A 17,475-nucleotide genomic window follows, 5' to 3' on the forward strand; every position below is an offset into this window, starting at 1 on the left:
GCGAGCGCTCAGGCGCGGAAATGGCTCGGCGGCTGGCCGCTCCAGCGCTGGAAGGCATGGCGCAGGCTGGCGGTCTCGCTGAAGCCGAGTTCCTCGGCGATCCGGTAGATCGGCATGTCGCCGCTCTGCAACAACTCCTTGGCGCGGGCGAAGCGCAACTCGTCGAGCAATTGCTGATAGCTGGTGCGCTGCTGCTGAAGGTGCCGGCGCAGGCTGCGCGACGAACAGTTCAGGCGCCTGGCCAGTTCCTCCAGGCCGGGCGGGTCCTGCAAGCGCTCGGCGAGGATCGCCCGGACCTTGTCCAGCCAGGCACGACGCGCGGCCAGGTCGATGTTCTGCCGCCGGCACTGTTCCAGCATCTCCCGGTGGGTCACCGGGTCGGCCAGCGGCAACGGGCGCTCCAGCCATTCGGCGGCGAAGCCGATGGCGCTGCGCTCGCGTTCGAAGTGCAACTCGCAGGCGAAACCCTCGGCGTAGGCCCGCACCATCGCCTCGTCGCCGGCATAGTCGAAGGCCGCTTCCAGCAAGGGCAGCGGCTGGCCGAGCAGGTCGGCGCAGGTGACCTTCAGCGAGCCCAGGCAAAGCTCGGTGTTGAATGGCCGCAGCGCCTCGTCCTCGCCGTAGCCGGTGGCCACCAGCCAGGCGCGGCCGTCGGCGACTTCCAGCGACAGGTGGAAGTAGGTGCCGAGCAAGACCGGATAGCTGAGGCCGATGCGCAGCGCCTCGCCGAGGGTCGGCGCGGAGAGCAGCGCGTAGCCGAGCAGGCCGTAGGCGGAAATCCGCGTGCGCAGCCCCAGGCGCAGGCCGAGGGCCGGCTCGTCGCTGAGCCGGCAGGCGTTGGCGAACACCTGCTGCTCCTGCCAGGGGCTGATCAGGCGCCGCAGGTCGAGCAGGTCGGCGGGGGTGATGCCACTGCCTTCGAGCAGTTGCTCGCGGGCGAACCCTTCCTTCTCCAGCAGCGAGAGAGTGAGGGTCGACATGTGCAGCGAGTTGAGCCAGGTGGCGCGGGAGAAGGTCGAATCGATCATGGCGTGCCCATCGTTACCGGTGGCCGCGCCGCGCTGTTACCGCGCGGACGGGATACACAGGGTAGGCAAGTTGCGTGCCGCCGCGCCTGTCGCCGGTCCCGCAGGCAGTTGGCTCAACCGCGCGAGAGGAAGCGCATACCCTCCTCCAGGCCGCTCAGGGTCAACGGATACATCTGTTCCTTGACCAGTTCGCGGACCAGGCCGGTGGACGCCGTGTAGTTCCAGGTGTCCTTCGGATAGGGGTTGATCCAGATGAGCTTCTTGTACTTCTCCATGAAGCGCTGCATCCAGACGTAACCGGCTTCCTCGTTCCAGTGCTCGACGCTGCCGCCGGCCTGGGTGATTTCGTAGGGCGCCATCGCCGCGTCGCCGACGAACACCACCTTGTAGTCCGGACCGTACTTGTGCAGCAGGTCGAAGGTGGCGGTGCGTTCGCTGCTGCGGCGCAGGTTGTTCTTCCACACCGACTCGTAGATGAAGTTGTGGAAGTAGAAATACTCCAGGTGCTTGAACTCGGTCTTGCAGGCCGAGAACAGCTCCTCGCAGACCTTGACGTGGGCGTCCATCGAGCCGCCGATGTCCAGCAGCAGCAACAGCTTCACCGTGTTGCGCCGCTCCGGGCGCATCTGGATGTTGAGCAGCCCGGCGTCCTTCGCGGTGTGGTCGATGGTGCCGTCGATGTCCAGCTCCTCCGCCGCGCCCTCACGGGCGAACTTGCGCAGGCGCCGCAGGGCGATCTTGATGTTGCGCGTACCCAGTTCGACCTGGTCGTCGAGGTTCTTGTATTCGCGCTGGTCCCAGACCTTGGCCGCCTTGCCCTGGCGCTTGCCGGCGTCGCCGACGCGGACGCCCTCCGGGTTGAAGCCGCCGGAGCCAAACGGACTGGTACCGCCGGTACCGATCCACTTGTTACCGCCGGCATGGCGCTCCTTCTGTTCCTCGAGGCGTTTCTTGAACTCCTCGATCAGCTTGTCCAGGCCGCCGAGGGACTGGATCTGCGCCTTTTCCTCGTCGGTCAGCAGGCGCTCGAATTCCTTGCGCAGCCATTCCTCGGGGATCAGCGCCTTGAGGTGGTCGTCGAGCTTCTCCAGGCCCTTGAAGTAGGCGCCGAAGGCCCGGTCGAACTTGTCGAAGTGGCGCTCGTCCTTGACCATGATGGTGCGCGCCAGGTAGTAGAACTCGTCCATGTCGGCGAACACCACGCGGTGCTTCAGGGCGTCGATCAGGTCGAGCAACTCGCGCACCGACACCGGCACCTTGGCTGCGCGCATTTCGTTGAACAGGTTGAGCAGCATGGCTGCGACCTCGTCTGTTGTCCGTTGATCCCGGCGCGCGAGCGCCGGTCAGTATTGGTGTTCCTGCGGCAGGTCGTCGGCGATGACGTACCAGTCGGCTTTCGAACCCACGTAGATGTGCCGCTGCGCTACCGATGGCAGCGGCGAGTCGAGGGTGCCGAGGGCGATAGAGGTGTACGTCGGGTCCTCGTTGCCGCCAAGCCACTGCAGGTTCGATCCGCAGTGGCGGCAGAAGGTACGGGTGACGCCTGGCGACGAGTGGTATTCGGCCACCGCGTCCGCCCCGGCGACATAGCGGAACGCCTCGCGGCGCACCTTGCCGTAGGTGGCGAACGCCGCGCCGTGGGCCTTGCGGCACTGGCTGCAATGACAATGGCTGGCCGATTCGATGGGCGCGTCGATCTCGTAACGTACCGCGCCGCACAGGCAACTTCCGCTGAGCATGGGATATTCCTCCGCTGTCTGGCGTGCCGCCCCGCAGCCCTTTCCCCGGAAAGGGCCGACGCACTCAGCGGCTGGCGCGGCGGCTCATGAACGCCAGGCGCTCGAGAAGCTGCACGTCCTGCTCGTTCTTCACCAGGGCGCCGGCCAGCGGCGGGATCGCCTTGGTCGGATCGCGTTCGCGCAGCACCGCTTCGCCGATCTCGTCGGCCATCAGCAGCTTCAGCCAGTCGACCAACTCGGAAGTCGAAGGTTTCTTTTTCAGGCCGGGCACCTTGCGCACGTCGAAGAAGATGTCCAGCGCCTCGCTGACCAGCGACTGCTTGATGTTCGGGTAGTGCACATCGACGATCTTCTGCAACGTCTCGCGGTCGGGGAAGGCGATGTAGTGGAAGAAACAGCGGCGCAGGAAGGCGTCGGGCAGTTCCTTCTCGTTGTTCGAGGTGATGATGATGATCGGGCGCTGCTTCGCCTTGATGGTTTCGTTGGTCTCGTAGACGTAGAACTCCATCTTGTCGAGTTCCTGCAACAGGTCGTTGGGGAACTCGATGTCGGCCTTGTCGATCTCGTCGATCAGCAGGATCACCCGCTCCTCGGCCTCGAAGGCCTCCCAGAGCTTGCCCTTCTTGATGTAGTTGCGCACGTCGTGGACCTTGTCCACGCCCAGCTGCGAATCGCGCAGGCGGCTTACCGCATCGTACTCGTAGAGGCCCTGGTGGGCCTTGGTGGTGGACTTGATGTGCCAGGTGATCAGCTTGGCGCCGAAGGACTCGGCCAGCTGCTCGGCGAGCATGGTCTTGCCGGTGCCCGGTTCGCCCTTCACCAGCAGCGGCCGCTGCAGGGTGATGGCGGCGTTGACCGCGAGCTTGAGGTCGTCGGTGGCGACGTAGGACTGGGTGCCTTCGAACTTCATCAGGAAATCCTCGAACGGTAACGCCCTGGCTGGAAAACCGGGCAGTTCAGTATTGTTTGAAAACCCGACTATAACGCGGGGACAAGCGCACTGTGAACGCAGACGGGTCATTCAGTCACTGAATGCCCGGCCACCTCGCGACCCGCCGTTCCGCCCGCGTCTTCAGCCGTCGTCGTCGCGCGTCGCCGGGGAACGCTCGAAACGGGCGTTGAACGCCTCGACGAACGCGTTGCGGAGAATCCCGAGGAACGCCTGGAACGCGCTGACGTCCCGCTGGTGGATATTACCGCTCAGGCTCACACGGGTTGCGAACTGGTCTTTGCGCTGGTTCTTCAGCACCGTCTCGCCCCCGCCGACCAGCGCCTCCCACACCGAGCGGAACAGGTTCTTGTCGCCATCCTCCACGTCCTGCCGCCAGTTGAACACGTCCACGTCGCGCAGCAGCGGCTTGATGTAGCCGTCCAGCTGGCCGCGTTTAGCCTGGGCCTCCAGCACCAGGTCGCCGGTGCCGGCATTGAAGTCGAACTTGCCATAGGCGCTGGCGAAGTCGTTGAGCCGCTTCAGCTCGACCCGGGTGACCCGCAGGCGCAGGTCGAAGTCCTCGAAGTCGCTCAGCGGGTCGAAATGCGCCGCCACTTCCAGCGGCGCCTGGCCGAGTATCCGCGCCGTGCCTTCGAGACGCGCCGGCCGCTCGCCCCGGGCGTCGGCCACGTTGGTCAGGTTATAGATGCTGGCGTTGAGCGCCGAGGCGTGGAGGTTCACCGGCGGCTTCGAAGTGAAGTTGCGGAAACGCAGGGTGCCGTCCACCACCCGCACCTCGTTGAGGGTGATCGGCAGCAGCTTGTCCAGTTGCTCGCGCCAGTCGGTGCCGGCACCGGTCTGCGAGGCGTCGCGGTCGCCGCCGGCATCGACGAAGTTGAGCTGCGGACGCTCGAAGACCACCCGCGCCACTACTGCGTGATCATCCCAGAGCGCCTGCCAGCTCACCGACAGGTCGATGCTCGGCGCGTCGAGGAACGGCACCGGCACCTTGCCGTTGTCCTTGACGATGCTCAGCCCGTCGATCCGATACGCGCCGCGCCAGAGCGCCAGGTCGACGTCGGCGATGTGCCCACGGTAGTCGCCCATGTCGGCCAGCTTGCCGTTCAGGTAGTCGCGCACCAGGTACGGCAGCGCCAGGTGCAGCGCCAGCAACAACAGAAGCAGCGCCGCCAGGCTGCCCAGGGGAATGGCATAGCGTTTCTTCATCGGTACGGCCCTCCTGGACAGTGGACACGCGCGCCGCGCCGCTGGTTCGAACGCGTCTGGACGCGCGGGCGGGGGCGGAATAGGCTGATTGATCTTTCTCCATGCGACAAGGACACCATCATGAGCCGCATCTTCGCAGACAACGCGCAGTCCATCGGCAACACGCCGCTGGTCCAGATCAACCGCATCGCCCCGCGCGGCGTCACCATCCTGGCCAAGATCGAAGGGCGCAACCCCGGCTATTCGGTGAAGTGCCGGATCGGCGCGAACATGATCTGGGATGCCGAAGCCAGCGGCAGACTGAAGTCCGGCATGACCCTGGTCGAGCCGACCTCCGGCAACACCGGCATCGGCCTCGCCTTCGTCGCCGCCGCACGCGGCTACAAACTGATCCTGACCATGCCGGCGTCGATGAGCCTGGAGCGACGCAAGGTGCTCAAGGCGCTGGGAGCGGAGCTGGTCCTGACCGAACCGGCGAAGGGCATGAAGGGTGCGATCCAGAAGGCCGAGGAACTGGTCGCGGGGGATCCCGGGAAGTACTTCATGCCGCAGCAGTTCGACAACCCGGCCAACCCGGCGATCCATGAGAAGACCACCGGCCCGGAGATCTGGAACGATACCGAGGGCGCGGTGGACGTGCTGGTCTCCGGGGTCGGCACCGGCGGCACCCTCACCGGCGTCTCGCGCTACATCAAGAACACCCGGGGCAAGCCGATCCTCGCCGTGGCGGTGGAGCCGGTGACCTCGCCGGTGATCAGCCAGACCCTCGCCGGCGAGGAGGTCAAGCCCGCCCCGCACAAGATCCAGGGCATCGGCGCCGGCTTCGTGCCGAAGAACCTCGACCTGTCGTTGGTCGACCGGGTCGAGAAGATCGGCGACGACGAAGCGAAGAACATGGCGCTGCGCCTGATGCAGGAAGAAGGCATCCTCTGCGGCATCTCCTCCGGCGCGGCGATGGCCGCCGCGGTGCGCCTGGCCGAGGAGCCGAACATGCAGGGCAAGACCATCGTGGTGATCCTCCCCGATTCCGGCGAGCGCTATCTTTCGAGCATGCTCTTCGACGGCCTGTTCAGCGAACAGGAACTGACCCAGTAACCACCGACCCGCGGCGCCGCAGCGAACCGGCGCCGCCTTGCGCCAGGCGTATCGAATCATGCTGGAAACCTCGCTCTTCGTAGCCACCCTCGCCACCCTGGGCATGCTCTCGCCCGGCCCGGACTTCTTCCTGATCATCCGCAACGCGGCGCGCTACCAGCGCTCGGCGGCGATGATGACCTCGCTGGGGGTGATCCTCGGCGTGGCCACCCACATGGCCTACTGCGTCGCCGGCCTGGCGGTGCTGATCACCACCACGCCGTGGCTGTTCAACGCGCTGAAGTACACCGGCGCGGTCTACCTGATCTGGATCGGCATCCAGGCCCTGCGCTCGCGCGGCGGCGGCACGCTCGACTTGGCGGTCGGCGGCGTGCAGCGCGTCGGCCACTGGAGCGCGTTCCTCCAGGGCTACCTGTGCAACCTGCTCAACCCCAAGGCCACGCTGTTCTTCCTCGCCGTGTTCACCCAGGTGCTGAGCCTGGACTCCAGCTTCGCCGAGAAGCTCTGGTACGCCGGCATCATCGTCGGCCTCGCCGCACTCTGGTGGCCGCTGCTGGTGGTGCTGATCCAGAGCGCGGTGGTGCGCCGTGGCCTGGCCAGGGCCCAGGGGGTGGTGGACAAGCTGCTCGGCGGCCTGCTGATCGCCCTCGGGGTCAAGGTCGCCCTGAGTTGAGGCAGGCGGGCGGAGCGACGCCCCGCTGCGGTGCCGCCTCCTGTCTGCGGGCCCGCAGGTAAAAGCCGCCCCTTTCCTCGCTTCCGGCAACGCGGGATAAAACCCGGGTGCCGGCCAGCGTTGCCGGCGCCCCCTGAGCGCCGGCGGCGAACCAGTCCGTCGCCGACGCTGTCGTCAGCCGACAGGACACCTACAACAATGAAGACCCGCATCGCTTCCCTCACCCTCCTCGCCCTCGCTTGCGGCAGCGGCGCAACCCTCGCCGCGGACAACCTGAAGATCTACAACTGGTCCGAATACATCGCTCCCGAAACCGTGGCGAACTTCGCCAAGGAAACCGGCATCCAGGCCACCTACGACGTCTACGACAGCAACGAGACCCTCGACGGCAAGCTGATGACCGGCCAATCCGGCTACGACGTGGTATTCCCGTCGAACCACTTCATGGCCAAGCAGATCCAGGCCGGCGCCCTGAAGAAGCTGGACAAGTCCCAGTTGCCCAACTGGAAGAACCTCAACCCGGTGCTGCTCAAGGCCCTGGAGGTCAACGATCCGGGCAACCAGTACGGCTTCCCCTACCTCTGGGGCACCACCGGCATCGGCTACAACCCGGCGAAGATCAAGGCGGTGCTCGGCGACGACGCGCCGCTGGACTCCTGGGATATCTTCTTCAAGCCCGAATACATGCAGAAACTGAGCAAGTGCGGGGTGGCGGTGCTGGACAACGGCCCCGAGCTGCTGCCCATCACCCTCAACTACCTCGGCCTGCCACACCACAGCCAGAAGGCCGACGACTACAAGCAGGCCCAGGCGGCGCTGCTGAAGGTGCGCCCGTACATCCGCTACTTCCACTCCTCGAAGTACGTCAGCGACCTGGCCAACGGCGAGATCTGCATGGTGGTCGGTTTCTCCGGCGACATCCTGCAGGCCGCGACCCGCGCCAAGGAGGCCAACAACGGCGTGGAAGTGCGCTACTCGACGCCGAAGGAAGGCTCGCCGCTGTGGTTCGACATGGTCTCGATGCCGGTCGACGCGCCCGACGAGAAGGCCGGCTACGCCTTCATGAACTACCTGCTGCGTCCCGAGGTGATGGCGGCGATCAGCAACCATGTGCACTACGCCAACGGCAACCTGGCCGCCGACCCGCTGGTGGACGCCGAGATCAAGGCCGACCCGGCGATCTACCCGCCGCAGGAGAAGATGGCCAAGCTGTTCGCCCTGGAATCCATGCCGCAGAAGATCGACCGCGTGCGCACGCGCACCTGGAACACGGTGAAGACCGGCAAGTGAAGCCCAGCGCCGGCCCGGTTTGTCGCCGGGCTGGCGTTTTAGCGCAAGGCTCGCCCACAGGCTCGTCAAATCCCGGACGGCCCGCTATAGTCCCTCTCGTTGTCTTCATCGACCGGATAGCCTCCATGAACCAGCGCTCGCACAGCTCGCTCCCCGCCCTTCCGGTAGCCACCGGCGAGGTCGGCGCGCGCCAGCCGTGCGCCAGCCTGGGCTGCGTTTCCCCTCCTGTAGTCGCCTCGCCTCCGCCTCCCCCTCCCGGTTCGGCCGCCTGCCCGCCGCCGGGCGTCAGTCCCTGACGAGCGCGGTAGCGCCCCAACTCTCTTCCACAGCCCGCCGCAAGCAGCGCCATCCGCTGCCGAGGCGTGCCGTCCGCCGCCGGCCCGAGCCCGCGGCATGCCCGACTACAAGGTGGCAGATCCATGTTTGCACTGAACAAATCCGCACTGGCCGGCCTGGCCAGCACCAGCCTCTTCGTCCTGCTCTGGAGCAGCGGGGCCATCGCCTCGAAATGGGGCCTGGCGCACTCCTCGCCGTTCGCCTTCCTGGTGTTCCGCTTCGGCATCGCCCTGGCCTGCCTGCTGCCGCTCGCCCCGCTGCTCAGGCTGCGCGCGCCGCGCAGCGCGCGTGAGCGCGGCAAGGCCCTGCTCACCGGCCTGGTGATGCTGGGGGTCTATCCGATCTTCTATATCTTCTCGCTGAAGCTGCAGGTCACTCCCGGCATGATGGCGACCATCCTCGGCGTGCAACCGATCCTCACCGCCGTCATCCTCGAACGCCGGCAGTCGCCGGCGCGCCTGTTCGGCCTGCTGCTGGGCCTGGCCGGCCTGGTGCTGGTGGTCTACCAGGGCATCGGTCTGGCCGGGATGTCCACGGCCGGCATCCTCTGCGCACTGCTGGCGCTGGCCGGCGTCACCGGCGGCTCGATCATGCAGAAGGGCATCCGCGAGAACCCGCTGGGCACCCTGCCCCTGCAGTACCTCGCCGGCCTCGGCCTGTGCCTGGCGTTCGTGCCCTTCCAGCCGTTCGAGTTCGAATGGAACGCCGGCTTCCTGGTCCCCGCGCTATGGATGGGCGTCGTGGTCTCGGTGGGCGCGACCCTGCTGCTCTACCGGCTGATCGCCCAGGGCAACCTGGTCAACGTCACCAGCCTGTTCTACCTGGTGCCGGCGGTGACCGCGATCATGGACTTCATGGTCTTCGGCAACCGCCTCGGCTGGCTCAGCCTGCTGGGCATGGGGCTGATCGTGGTGGGGCTGATGTTCGTCTTCCGCAAGGCCGGCTGAGCGAACCGAGCGGGTCGCGGCCCGCCCATGGCAGAGCGCGCGCGGATTCAGTTCTGCGCGAGCTTGCCAGCCATCGCCGCGAACCCCGGCCCCGGCACCGCCGTCACATCGCGCGACCCCACCGGCTCGCCGCACTCCGGGCAAACCATGGTCGGCCGGAACTTGTGGCCACAGGCCTTGTGCACATACTCCACCGGAGCGCCGCGGCCCTCGTCGAGCCAGCGGTCGCCCCAGTTGGCCAGGGCCAGCAGCACCGGATGCAGGTCGTGGCCCATCTCGGTGAGGCGGTACTCGTAGCGCGGCGGTCGCTCCTGGTAAGGCACCTTCTTCAGCGCGCCCGCCTCCACCAGCCGGCTCAGGCGGTCGGCCAGTACCTGACGGGTGACCCCGAGGCTGGCCTGGAACTCATCGAAGCGGCGCATGCCGAGAAAGCAGTTGCGCAGGATCAGCAGCGTCCAGCGGTCGCCGAGGATCGCCAGGCTGCGCGCCATCGAACAGGGCGTTTCGCCGACTTCTTGCCATTTCATGGGGTTCTCCCGGAAAAACCTCCGTCCATTCTAGGGGGCCGCTTCGGAGCTTGACCAGTTCCAAATTGGAACTTAGTATCCGGCCGAAAAGGTCATGGACCCGGCGCGCTCCTGCCAGGATCGGACAAACCAGCACTACGGACGGGTCCCATATCAGCGCCCGCATAGTAAGTTCCGATTCGGAACTGTAGAAGCGTCGAGCATGAGAGGGAAAGGCCGATACGACGGGGCGCCGTGTGCCGCCCGCGCGTCGTCCTTGCAGCACAGCGTCAGGCAGTCCCGAAAGAACGAAGCCCGCACGGCTGGGGTGTGCCCCAGGTTGCGCCGGCAACGACAACAACGAGGAACACACCGTGACTACGCCGTCCCCGCAATGGAAGAAGACCGCCTGTATCCTCTGCAGCCTCAACTGCGGGCTGGAAGTGCAGACCGAGAATGGCCGCATCAGCAAGATCCGCGGCGATGACGACCACCCCGCCTCGCAGGGCTACGTCTGCGAGAAATCGCAGCGCATGGACTACTACCAGAACGGCGCCGACCGCCTGGACACGCCGATGCGCCGGCGCCCCGATGGCAGCTACGAAGCCATCGACTGGGACACGGCGATCCGCGAGGTGGCGGAGAAGTTCCTCGCCATCAAGCGCAGGCATGGCGGCGAAAGCATCCTCTACTACGGCGGCGGCGCGCAGGGCAACCACCTCGGCGGCGCCTACGGCGACAGCACGCTGAAGGCCCTCGGGGTGAAGTACCGCTCCAACGCCCTGGCCCAGGAAAAGACCGGCGAGTTCTGGGTCCAGGGCAAGATGTTCGGTACCGGCGTGCACGGCGACTTCGAGCATTGCGAGGTGGCCATCCTGATCGGCAAGAATCCCTGGCAATCCCATGGTTTCGCCCGCGCCCGCGTGCTGCTCAACGCCATGGCCAAGGATCCCGCGCGCTCGATCATCGTGATCGACCCGCGCCTGAGCGAAACCGCCGCCCTGGCCGACTTCCACCTGCAGATCCGTCCGGGCACCGACGCCTGGTGCCTGGCGGCGCTGGTCGGGATCATCGTCCAGGACGGGCTGCTGGCGCGCGACTGGCTGGCCGAGCACACCAGCGGCTACGAGCACATCGTCGACGAACTGAACGCCATCCCAGTGGCCTACTGCGCCGAGACCTGCGGGGTGGCGGAAGACAAGCTGCGCGCCGCCGCCCGGCGGATCGCCAGCGCCAGCAGCGTATCGGCGCTGGAAGACCTGGGCATGCAGATGAACCTGCACTCGACCCTCGGCAGCTACCTGCAACGCCTGGTCTGGTTGCTCACCGGCCATTACGGGCGCCCCGGCACCAGCAACGCCTTCGTGCCCTTCCTCTCGCTGTCCAAGGCCAGCAAGGGCGATACCTCGATGGGCAAGAAGGGCGCGCCACGCGTCGAGAAGCGCAGCCCGGTGGCCAACGCCAAGATCATCATCGGCCTGATTCCCTGCAACGTGATTCCAGAGGAAATCCTCACCGACCATCCCAAGCGCTATCGCGCCATGCTGGTGGAGACCGGCAACCCGCTGCATTCGCTGGCCGATAGCCAGCGCATGCGCGAAGCCATGCGCGCCCTGGAGCTGTCGGTGGTGATCGACGTGGCCATGACCGAGACCGCGCGCCACGCCGACTACGTGCTGCCGGCGGCGAGCCAGTTCGAAAAGGCCGAGGCGACCTTCTTCAACCTGGAATTCCCGCGCAACGCCTTCCATCTGCGCGCGCCGCTGTTCCCGGCGCGCCCCGGCACCCTGCCGGAAGCGGAGATCCACGCCCGCCTGCTAGAAGCCATGGGCGTGCTCGGCGAGAAAGACTACCGGCCGCTGCGCCTGGCCCTCAAGCTCGGGCGCAAGGCGTTCTCGGCGGCCTTCCTCGCCGCCGCGGCGACCCGCCCCAAGGTCATGAAATACGCGCCGGTCCTGCTCTACCGTACCCTCGGCCCGACCCTGCCCGCCGGCATGGAAGCGGCCGCGGCGATCTGGGGCATCTGCCAACTGCACGTGCTGAACAACCGCAAGACCGCTGCCCGCGCCGGCTTCGACGGCTTGCCGCCGCTGGCCGCCGACCGCCTGTTCCAGGCCATGCTCGACAACCCGTCCGGGGTGGTCTTCGCCGAAACCACCCACGCCGAAAGCTGGCAGGCCGTCGCCCGTCCCGAACAGCGGATCAACCTGCACATCCCCGAACTGTTGCCGGAACTGGCCAAGCTCGCCCACAGCGCGCCACCCCACGATCCGGCCTACCCGTTCATCCTCGCCGCCGGCGAGCGACGCAGCGACACCAGCAATACCGCCGTACGCGACACCGGCTGGCACCGCCGCGGGCGCTACGGCACCCTGCGCATCAGTCCGCAGGACGCCGAGGCGCTGGGCTGCGCCGACGGCGAGGTGCTGCGCGTGGTGACCCGCCGCGGCGACGTCGAGGCGGAAGTGGAGATCAGCGACATGATGCAGCCGGGCAATATCTCCCTGCCCAACGGCCAGGGCCTGGACTACCGCAACGCCGAGGGCGAGGTGGTGCGCCGGGGCGTGGCGCCCAACGAGGTGACCGACTGCACCCAGCGCGACTTCCTCGCCGGCACGCCCTGGCACAAGTACGTGCCGGCGCGCCTGGAACGGCTGGCGACGCCCGCCGCTACGAACGCCTGAGCCAGGGAGGACGATCATGACCTTCGTCGTGCTGGAAGAATGCATCCGCTGCAAACACACCGACTGCGTGGAAGTCTGTCCCGTGGACTGCTTCTACGAAGGCCCCAACTTCCTCGTCATCCACCCCGATGAATGCATCGACTGCGCGCTCTGCGAGCCGGAATGCCCGGTCGCCGCGATTCGCGCCGAGGACGAGGTGCCGCTCGGGCAACGGCAGTTCATCGCCCTCAATGGCGAACTCGCCGCGCATCCCAACTGGACGCAGATCACCCGCAAGAAGCCGGCGCCCGACGACCACGACGCCTGGTTCGGCCTGCCGGGCAAGCTGGCCGAACTCGACCGCAACGGCGCCTGAGGCGCTGACGGTGCTCAGGCTTCGGCGCGCGAACGCATGAGCCGCCGGTAACGGCGGGTCTGCAGGAGCGCGCCGGCCTGCTGCGCGAGCAACGCGCACAGCGGCGACACCCGTGGGTTGGTCGCCCTGCCCCGGCTCAGCTTGCGCAACTGGAACTTCACCGCGGCCATGTTCGCCAGCGAGGCCAGGGGTTTGTTCCTCCAAGTTATCGGCCGCAACTGCGGCGCCGAGTCCTTGCCGGCGCGCCAGTCGCGCGGCAGGTTCGGCTCGATCGCCAGCGCCGTGCCGATGCCGACCATGTCCACCCCGCTGGCCAGCACCTGCTCGGCCACCGGCCGCCGGCGGATGCCGCCCGTGACCATTACCGGCATCCGCGCCGCCGCGCGGATGTCGCGGGCGAACTCGACGAAGTAGGCCTCGCGGGCCAGGGTCCGCCCGTCGCGCGCTTCGCCCTGCATGGCCGGCGCCTCGTAGCTGCCGCCCGACAGCTCGACCAGGTCGATGCCCAGGCCATCGAGCATCCGTACCACCTCGCGGGCATCGTCGGCGCTGAAGCCGCCGCGCTGGAAATCGGCGGAATTCAGCTTCACCGCCACCGCGAAGCCAGGGGCAACCTCGGCGCGCACCGCCCGGACGATCTCCAGCAGCAGGCGCGCGCGATTCTCCAGGGAGCCGCCCCAGGCGTCGCTGCGGCGGTTGCTCAGCGGCGAGAGGAACTGGCTGAGCAGGTAACCGTGGGCGGCATGGATCTCCACCCCGCTGAAGCCGGCCCGCTCGGCCAGGACGGCGCTGCGGGCGAACCGCTGGATCACCTCGGCGATCATCGCCTCGTCCATCGCCTTCGGCGTAGCGAAGTGCCTGGACATCCCGCCCAGTTCCAGCGGCACCGCCGAGGGCGCCCAGGCCTGCTGGCCGAGATTGGCCTGCATCTGCCGGCCGGGATGGTTGATCTGCAACCAGAACTGCGCGCCGGCGGAACGCCCGATGCGCGCCCAGTGGCGGAACTTCTCCAGTTGCGCGTCGTCTTCCAGGACCACCCCGCCGGGGCCGGTCATGGCACGGCTGTCGACCATCACGTTACCGCTGATCAGCAGCCCGGCGCCGCCGTCGGCCCAGGCCTGGTAGAGGCGCATCAGGCGTTCGGAGGGGGCCTGCGCGGCATCGGCCATGTTCTCCTCCATGGCGGCCTTGGCGAGGCGATTGGGAATGGTCGAGCCGTTGGGAAGCGTCAGCGTGTCGAACAGGTTCATGGGCCTACCTCATGAGGACAGTGGCCCGACGATAAGATTGAAGTCGACTTCAAGGTCAACGCTTTTTTTTCCGCGCCGCCTGAGCCCCGACCGGGTGCCGGGAGCGCGCCCCGGCACCCGGCGCGCTCAGCCGCGGATGAAGGCCAGCAGGTCGGCGTTGATCACCTCGGCCTGGGTGGTCGGCATGCCGTGCGGGAACCCCGGATAGATCTTCAGCGTGCCGTTGCGCAACAGCTTCGCCGAGAGTACGCCGGAATTCTCGTAGGGCACGATCTGGTCGTCGTCGCCATGCATCACCAGCACCGGGATGTCGATGCGCTTCAGGTCATCGCTGAAGTCGGTCTGGGAAAAGGCCACGATCCCATCGTAGTGGGCCTTGGCGCCGCCCATCATGCCCTGCCGCCACCAGTTGCGGACGATCCCTTCCGAGGGCTGCGCCCCGGGACGGTTGTAGCCATAGAACGGGCCGGCGGGAATGTCCTGGTAGAACTGCGCGCGATTGGCCGCGAGCTGCGCCTGGAGATCGTCGAAGACGCTCTTCGGCAGGCCGCCCGGATTGCCCTCGGTCTTCACCATCAGCGGCGGTACCGCGCTGATGATCGCCGCCTTCGGCACCGGGTCGTCGGGATAGCGGGCGATGTAGTGGACGACCTCGCCGCCGCCGGTGGAATGGCCGACATGGATCGCCCCGCGCACCCCGAGGCGCTCGACCACCGCCGCCACGTCGTCGGCGTAGTGGTCCATGTCATGGCCGTCCCAGACCTGGCTGGAACGACCGTGGCCACGGCGGTCGTGGGCCACTACGCGAAAGCCCTCGGCGAGGAAGAACAGCATCTGCGCATCCCAGTCGTCGGAACTCAGTGGCCAGCCATGATGGAAGTAGATCACCTGGGCGTCGCGCGGCCCCCAGTCCTTGTAGAAGAGTTCGACGCCATCCTTCGTTGTCACGTAACCCATGTCGCTTCTCCCGATCGGTGTGGATGCAGGCAACGGCGCCACCCTGCGGCCGCCGTCCCCTGTGTAGAGTAGAAAGCCGCCTGCGTTGCGCCGCCTGGACGAGGAAAACGCGACCGGCGGTAGCGCCCATGCGGCCTGGCGAACCCGTCGATGGAGGCGAGTTCGTCGCCCGGCCGTGAAACCACCCTAGGCTTGAAGTAGGCTTGAAGGTCAACGCGTTTCGAGGTGCGACATGAAAATCGGCGAACTGGCCAAGCTCACCGGCCTGGCGACATCGCGCATCCGCTTCTACGAGGCCAGCGGCCTGATCCGCTCGCAGCGCAAGGCCAACGGCTACCGCGACTATGCGGCAGACACCGTGTGGATCCTGGAGCTGGTCACCGGCGCCCAGGGCGCCGGCTTCTCCCTGGAGGAGATCGCTCGCCTGCTGCCGAGCGGCGACGGCGCCTGGCAGCACGGCGAGCTGCTCGAAGGCTTGCGCCGCAAGGTGGCCGAGATCGAGGCCCTGCAACGACGCCTGGAACAGAACAAGGCACAATTGCTGGTGGCCATCGAAAGCATCGAGAACAAGCCGGACGGCCTGCAGTGCACGGAAAACACCCAGCGCGTGCTGGAGCGCCTGCGCGAGGAAGGCCCTCCCCAGACGGTCGGGCGTCCACGGCAAACCCGCTCGCGGGGGTCCTCTCCCACGCCGGCGGAGCAGCGGCTTTCCGACGCTTGACCTTGAAGTCGACTTGAATCTTAGAGTGACGCCAACCCACCCGGACAGCCTGCCGAAACCGGCTGCCGACGGGATCACTCACCGAGGAAGGTCAACGCAATGACCAAGCGCATCCTGCACGTCGTCACCAACGTCGCCCACTATGCCGATCCGACCCAGCCCACCGGGCTGTGGCTGTCGGAGTTGACCCATGCCTACGAGATCTTCGCCGCCCGGGGCTACCAGCAACGCCTGGTCAGCCCCCGCGGCGGCGAGTCGCCGCTGGAGCCGCGCGCCCTCGGCTGGCCCCACGCCGACGCCAGCGCCAAGGCCTGGCTGGCCGACGAGGCACGCCTGGCGCTGCTGGCCGACACTGCCGCTCCCGAGCAGGTCGACGCGGAGGCGTTCGACGCCATCTATTTCACCGGCGGCCACGGCGTGATGTGGGACTTCCCCGACGACGCCGGGCTGCAGCGCCTGACCCGCGAGATCTACCAGCGCGGCGGCATCGTCTCGTCGGTCTGCCACGGCTATTGCGGCCTGCTCAACACACGCCTGGACGATGGCCGCCTGCTGGTCGCCGGGCGCCGCCTCACCGGCTACTCCTGGATCGAGGAAGTGCTCGCCGGGGTCGCCCGCAAGGTGCCGTACAACGTCGAGGAAGAAATGAAACGACGCGGTGCGCTCTACGAAAGAAGCCTGCTGCCGTTCACCAGCAAGGTGGTGGTCGACGACCGCCTGGTCACCGGGCAGAACCCGCAGTCGGCCAAGGCCACGGCCGAGCAGGTGGCCGCCCTGCTCGGCTGAACGCGGCGTGTCAGTCCTGCGCGCGCCTCATCTGGAAGTCATGGCGCCGCTTGCCGATGAAGAACGATTCTGCATCGTCCCGTCGGCCAGGGGCCGCAGGATCGTCGCAGTGCTGGTCGTGTGGTAGGGGTCGAACTCGTCGAAGGGCGACGCGGCGGCCTACGCCAGCGGCTTGAGCATGAGGAAGTTGCGCACGCTGTAGTAACCCTGCGAATCCTGCCAGTCGAGAGCAGCCAGGTTCTGCATGCCGGCCTCCCACGGCTGGTTGTCGAACAGCGCCTCCACCGTGCGCTGGTTGCCGAAGGCACAGAAGAAATGCCGGAACCAGTGCAGGCGCGCGTCCAGCGGCTCGGTGCGGATCGCTCGCTCGATGCTCGGGAACAGCCCGGCCGGCAGCGGCGGCGCCTTGCCTTCGGCGCCGCGCAGGCCGAGGTTGCCGATATGCACCTCGAAACGCCGCTCGCCGATCTCCCAGGTCTCCACCATCACCTGGTCCTCCTCGGCCTGGCCCCAGAGCGCGGAAAGCAGCACGTGGAAAGAGTTGGAGGCGAAGTTACGCAACGCGTCCTGCAAGCCGTCCTCGCCGCTGCCGATGCCGGCGAAGGCTTCCTGCAACTGGCGCTCGTCCTCCAGCAGCACGTCGACATCCAGCCGCCCGGTCTTCTCCCCCGCATACCAGGTGGCGCGGATCGCCGGTAGCCGCCCGGCTGGCGCCACCCATTCGCCGTGCACGACGCAGTCGATCCGGTGGGATTCGAACAGAGCAGCCAGATGCTGCGAGACGGAGACCGCTTCCATGGGTTGTCCTTGCATGGTCGAGGGCGCGCCGCCGAGGCGCTGCCCGGCGAGGCCGGCGAGGCCGGGCGAAACGCGGCATAGGGTAGCGCAGATCGGAACCCTCGGCGCCGCCAGCTTCGCCACGCTGGCGCAGCGACAGCCAAGAGCCCTCC

17 protein-coding genes are annotated in these 17,475 nt (G+C 67.3%); 8 read left to right on the plus strand and 9 right to left on the minus strand.

Annotated elements, in window-relative coordinates; translation table 11 throughout:
* Positions 1–8: 8 nt before the first annotated feature.
* The 5 genes from HMPREF2581_RS25575 to HMPREF2581_RS25595 all read right to left on the minus strand — a co-directional run bounded on the left by HMPREF2581_RS25575 (position 9) and on the right by HMPREF2581_RS25595 (position 4,925).
* Positions 9–1,028: an AraC family transcriptional regulator gene (locus tag HMPREF2581_RS25575; RefSeq protein ID WP_003090568.1), complete on the minus strand. Its 1,020-nt coding sequence runs from the start codon at positions 1,026–1,028 to the stop codon at positions 9–11.
* 113 nt (positions 1,029–1,141) lie between these two features.
* Positions 1,142–2,323, minus strand: a complete 1,182-nt coding sequence (locus HMPREF2581_RS25580) for a vWA domain-containing protein (RefSeq protein ID WP_003090569.1) — start codon at positions 2,321–2,323, stop codon at positions 1,142–1,144.
* Positions 2,324–2,371: 48 nt separating this feature from the next.
* Positions 2,372–2,767, minus strand: coding sequence for a GFA family protein (locus tag HMPREF2581_RS25585; RefSeq protein ID WP_003131045.1), 396 nt, complete (start codon positions 2,765–2,767; stop codon positions 2,372–2,374).
* 64 nt (positions 2,768–2,831) lie between these two features.
* On the minus strand, positions 2,832–3,677 hold the full coding sequence (locus HMPREF2581_RS25590; protein WP_003090571.1) for an AAA family ATPase: 846 nt from the start codon (positions 3,675–3,677) through the stop codon (positions 2,832–2,834).
* Positions 3,678–3,839: 162 nt separating this feature from the next.
* Entirely contained in the window at positions 3,840–4,925 is a 1,086-nt protein-coding gene (locus HMPREF2581_RS25595) for a DUF748 domain-containing protein (protein WP_003090572.1), read from the minus strand.
* A gap of 120 nt (positions 4,926–5,045) precedes the next feature.
* Here HMPREF2581_RS25595 and cysK point away from each other — a divergent pair, with 120 nt between their 5' ends.
* The 4 genes from cysK (at position 5,046) to HMPREF2581_RS25615 (ending at position 9,266) form a co-directional block, all read left to right on the plus strand.
* On the plus strand, positions 5,046–6,020 hold the full coding sequence (gene cysK, locus HMPREF2581_RS25600) for a cysteine synthase A (RefSeq protein WP_003090573.1): 975 nt from the start codon (positions 5,046–5,048) through the stop codon (positions 6,018–6,020).
* 58 nt (positions 6,021–6,078) lie between these two features.
* A complete protein-coding gene (locus tag HMPREF2581_RS25605; RefSeq protein WP_003090574.1) occupies positions 6,079–6,693 on the plus strand; it encodes a LysE family translocator in 615 nt (204 codons plus the stop codon).
* Between the two features lie 198 nt (positions 6,694–6,891).
* Complete coding sequence (locus HMPREF2581_RS25610; RefSeq protein ID WP_003090575.1) at positions 6,892–7,983, plus strand: polyamine ABC transporter substrate-binding protein; 1,092 nt, start codon at positions 6,892–6,894, stop codon at positions 7,981–7,983.
* A 419-nt stretch (positions 7,984–8,402) separates the two neighbouring features.
* Positions 8,403–9,266 (plus strand): DMT family transporter, encoded by an 864-nt coding sequence (locus HMPREF2581_RS25615; RefSeq protein WP_003131044.1) that lies wholly within the window; start codon positions 8,403–8,405, stop codon positions 9,264–9,266.
* A gap of 47 nt (positions 9,267–9,313) precedes the next feature.
* Here the strand turns inward: HMPREF2581_RS25615 and HMPREF2581_RS25620 are convergent, their stop codons facing one another.
* The gene (locus tag HMPREF2581_RS25620) at positions 9,314–9,793 is read right to left on the minus strand and encodes a winged helix-turn-helix transcriptional regulator (protein ID WP_003090577.1); all 480 of its coding nucleotides are present in this window, start codon (positions 9,791–9,793) and stop codon (positions 9,314–9,316) included.
* 353 nt (positions 9,794–10,146) lie between these two features.
* Here HMPREF2581_RS25620 and HMPREF2581_RS25625 point away from each other — a divergent pair, with 353 nt between their 5' ends.
* Positions 10,147–12,456: a molybdopterin oxidoreductase family protein gene (locus tag HMPREF2581_RS25625; protein ID WP_003138868.1), complete on the plus strand. Its 2,310-nt coding sequence runs from the start codon at positions 10,147–10,149 to the stop codon at positions 12,454–12,456.
* Between the two features lie 16 nt (positions 12,457–12,472).
* A complete protein-coding gene (gene fdxA, locus HMPREF2581_RS25630) occupies positions 12,473–12,811 on the plus strand; it encodes a ferredoxin FdxA (RefSeq protein WP_003090580.1) in 339 nt (112 codons plus the stop codon).
* 14 nt (positions 12,812–12,825) lie between these two features.
* Here the strand turns inward: fdxA and HMPREF2581_RS25635 are convergent, their stop codons facing one another.
* Together HMPREF2581_RS25635 and HMPREF2581_RS25640 are read right to left on the minus strand one after the other, a co-directional pair.
* On the minus strand, positions 12,826–14,061 hold the full coding sequence (locus tag HMPREF2581_RS25635; RefSeq protein ID WP_003138867.1) for an NADH:flavin oxidoreductase/NADH oxidase family protein: 1,236 nt from the start codon (positions 14,059–14,061) through the stop codon (positions 12,826–12,828).
* 126 nt (positions 14,062–14,187) lie between these two features.
* Positions 14,188–15,018 (minus strand): alpha/beta fold hydrolase, encoded by an 831-nt coding sequence (locus HMPREF2581_RS25640; protein WP_003116692.1) that lies wholly within the window; start codon positions 15,016–15,018, stop codon positions 14,188–14,190.
* A gap of 232 nt (positions 15,019–15,250) precedes the next feature.
* Between HMPREF2581_RS25640 and HMPREF2581_RS25645 the strand changes: the two genes are divergently transcribed.
* Both HMPREF2581_RS25645 and HMPREF2581_RS25650 read left to right on the plus strand, forming a co-directional pair.
* Entirely contained in the window at positions 15,251–15,739 is a 489-nt protein-coding gene (locus tag HMPREF2581_RS25645) for a MerR family transcriptional regulator (RefSeq protein ID WP_003090587.1), read from the plus strand.
* A 99-nt stretch (positions 15,740–15,838) separates the two neighbouring features.
* Positions 15,839–16,525 (plus strand): type 1 glutamine amidotransferase domain-containing protein, encoded by a 687-nt coding sequence (locus tag HMPREF2581_RS25650; RefSeq protein ID WP_003138864.1) that lies wholly within the window; start codon positions 15,839–15,841, stop codon positions 16,523–16,525.
* Positions 16,526–16,684: 159 nt separating this feature from the next.
* Here the strand turns inward: HMPREF2581_RS25650 and HMPREF2581_RS25655 are convergent, their stop codons facing one another.
* Positions 16,685–17,323, minus strand: a complete 639-nt coding sequence (locus HMPREF2581_RS25655) for a DUF6348 family protein (RefSeq protein WP_003138862.1) — start codon at positions 17,321–17,323, stop codon at positions 16,685–16,687.
* Positions 17,324–17,475: the final 152 nt, after the last annotated feature.

This window comes from Pseudomonas sp. HMSC057H01 (assembly GCF_001836405.1).
Lineage (GTDB): Bacteria > Pseudomonadota > Gammaproteobacteria > Pseudomonadales > Pseudomonadaceae > Pseudomonas > Pseudomonas aeruginosa.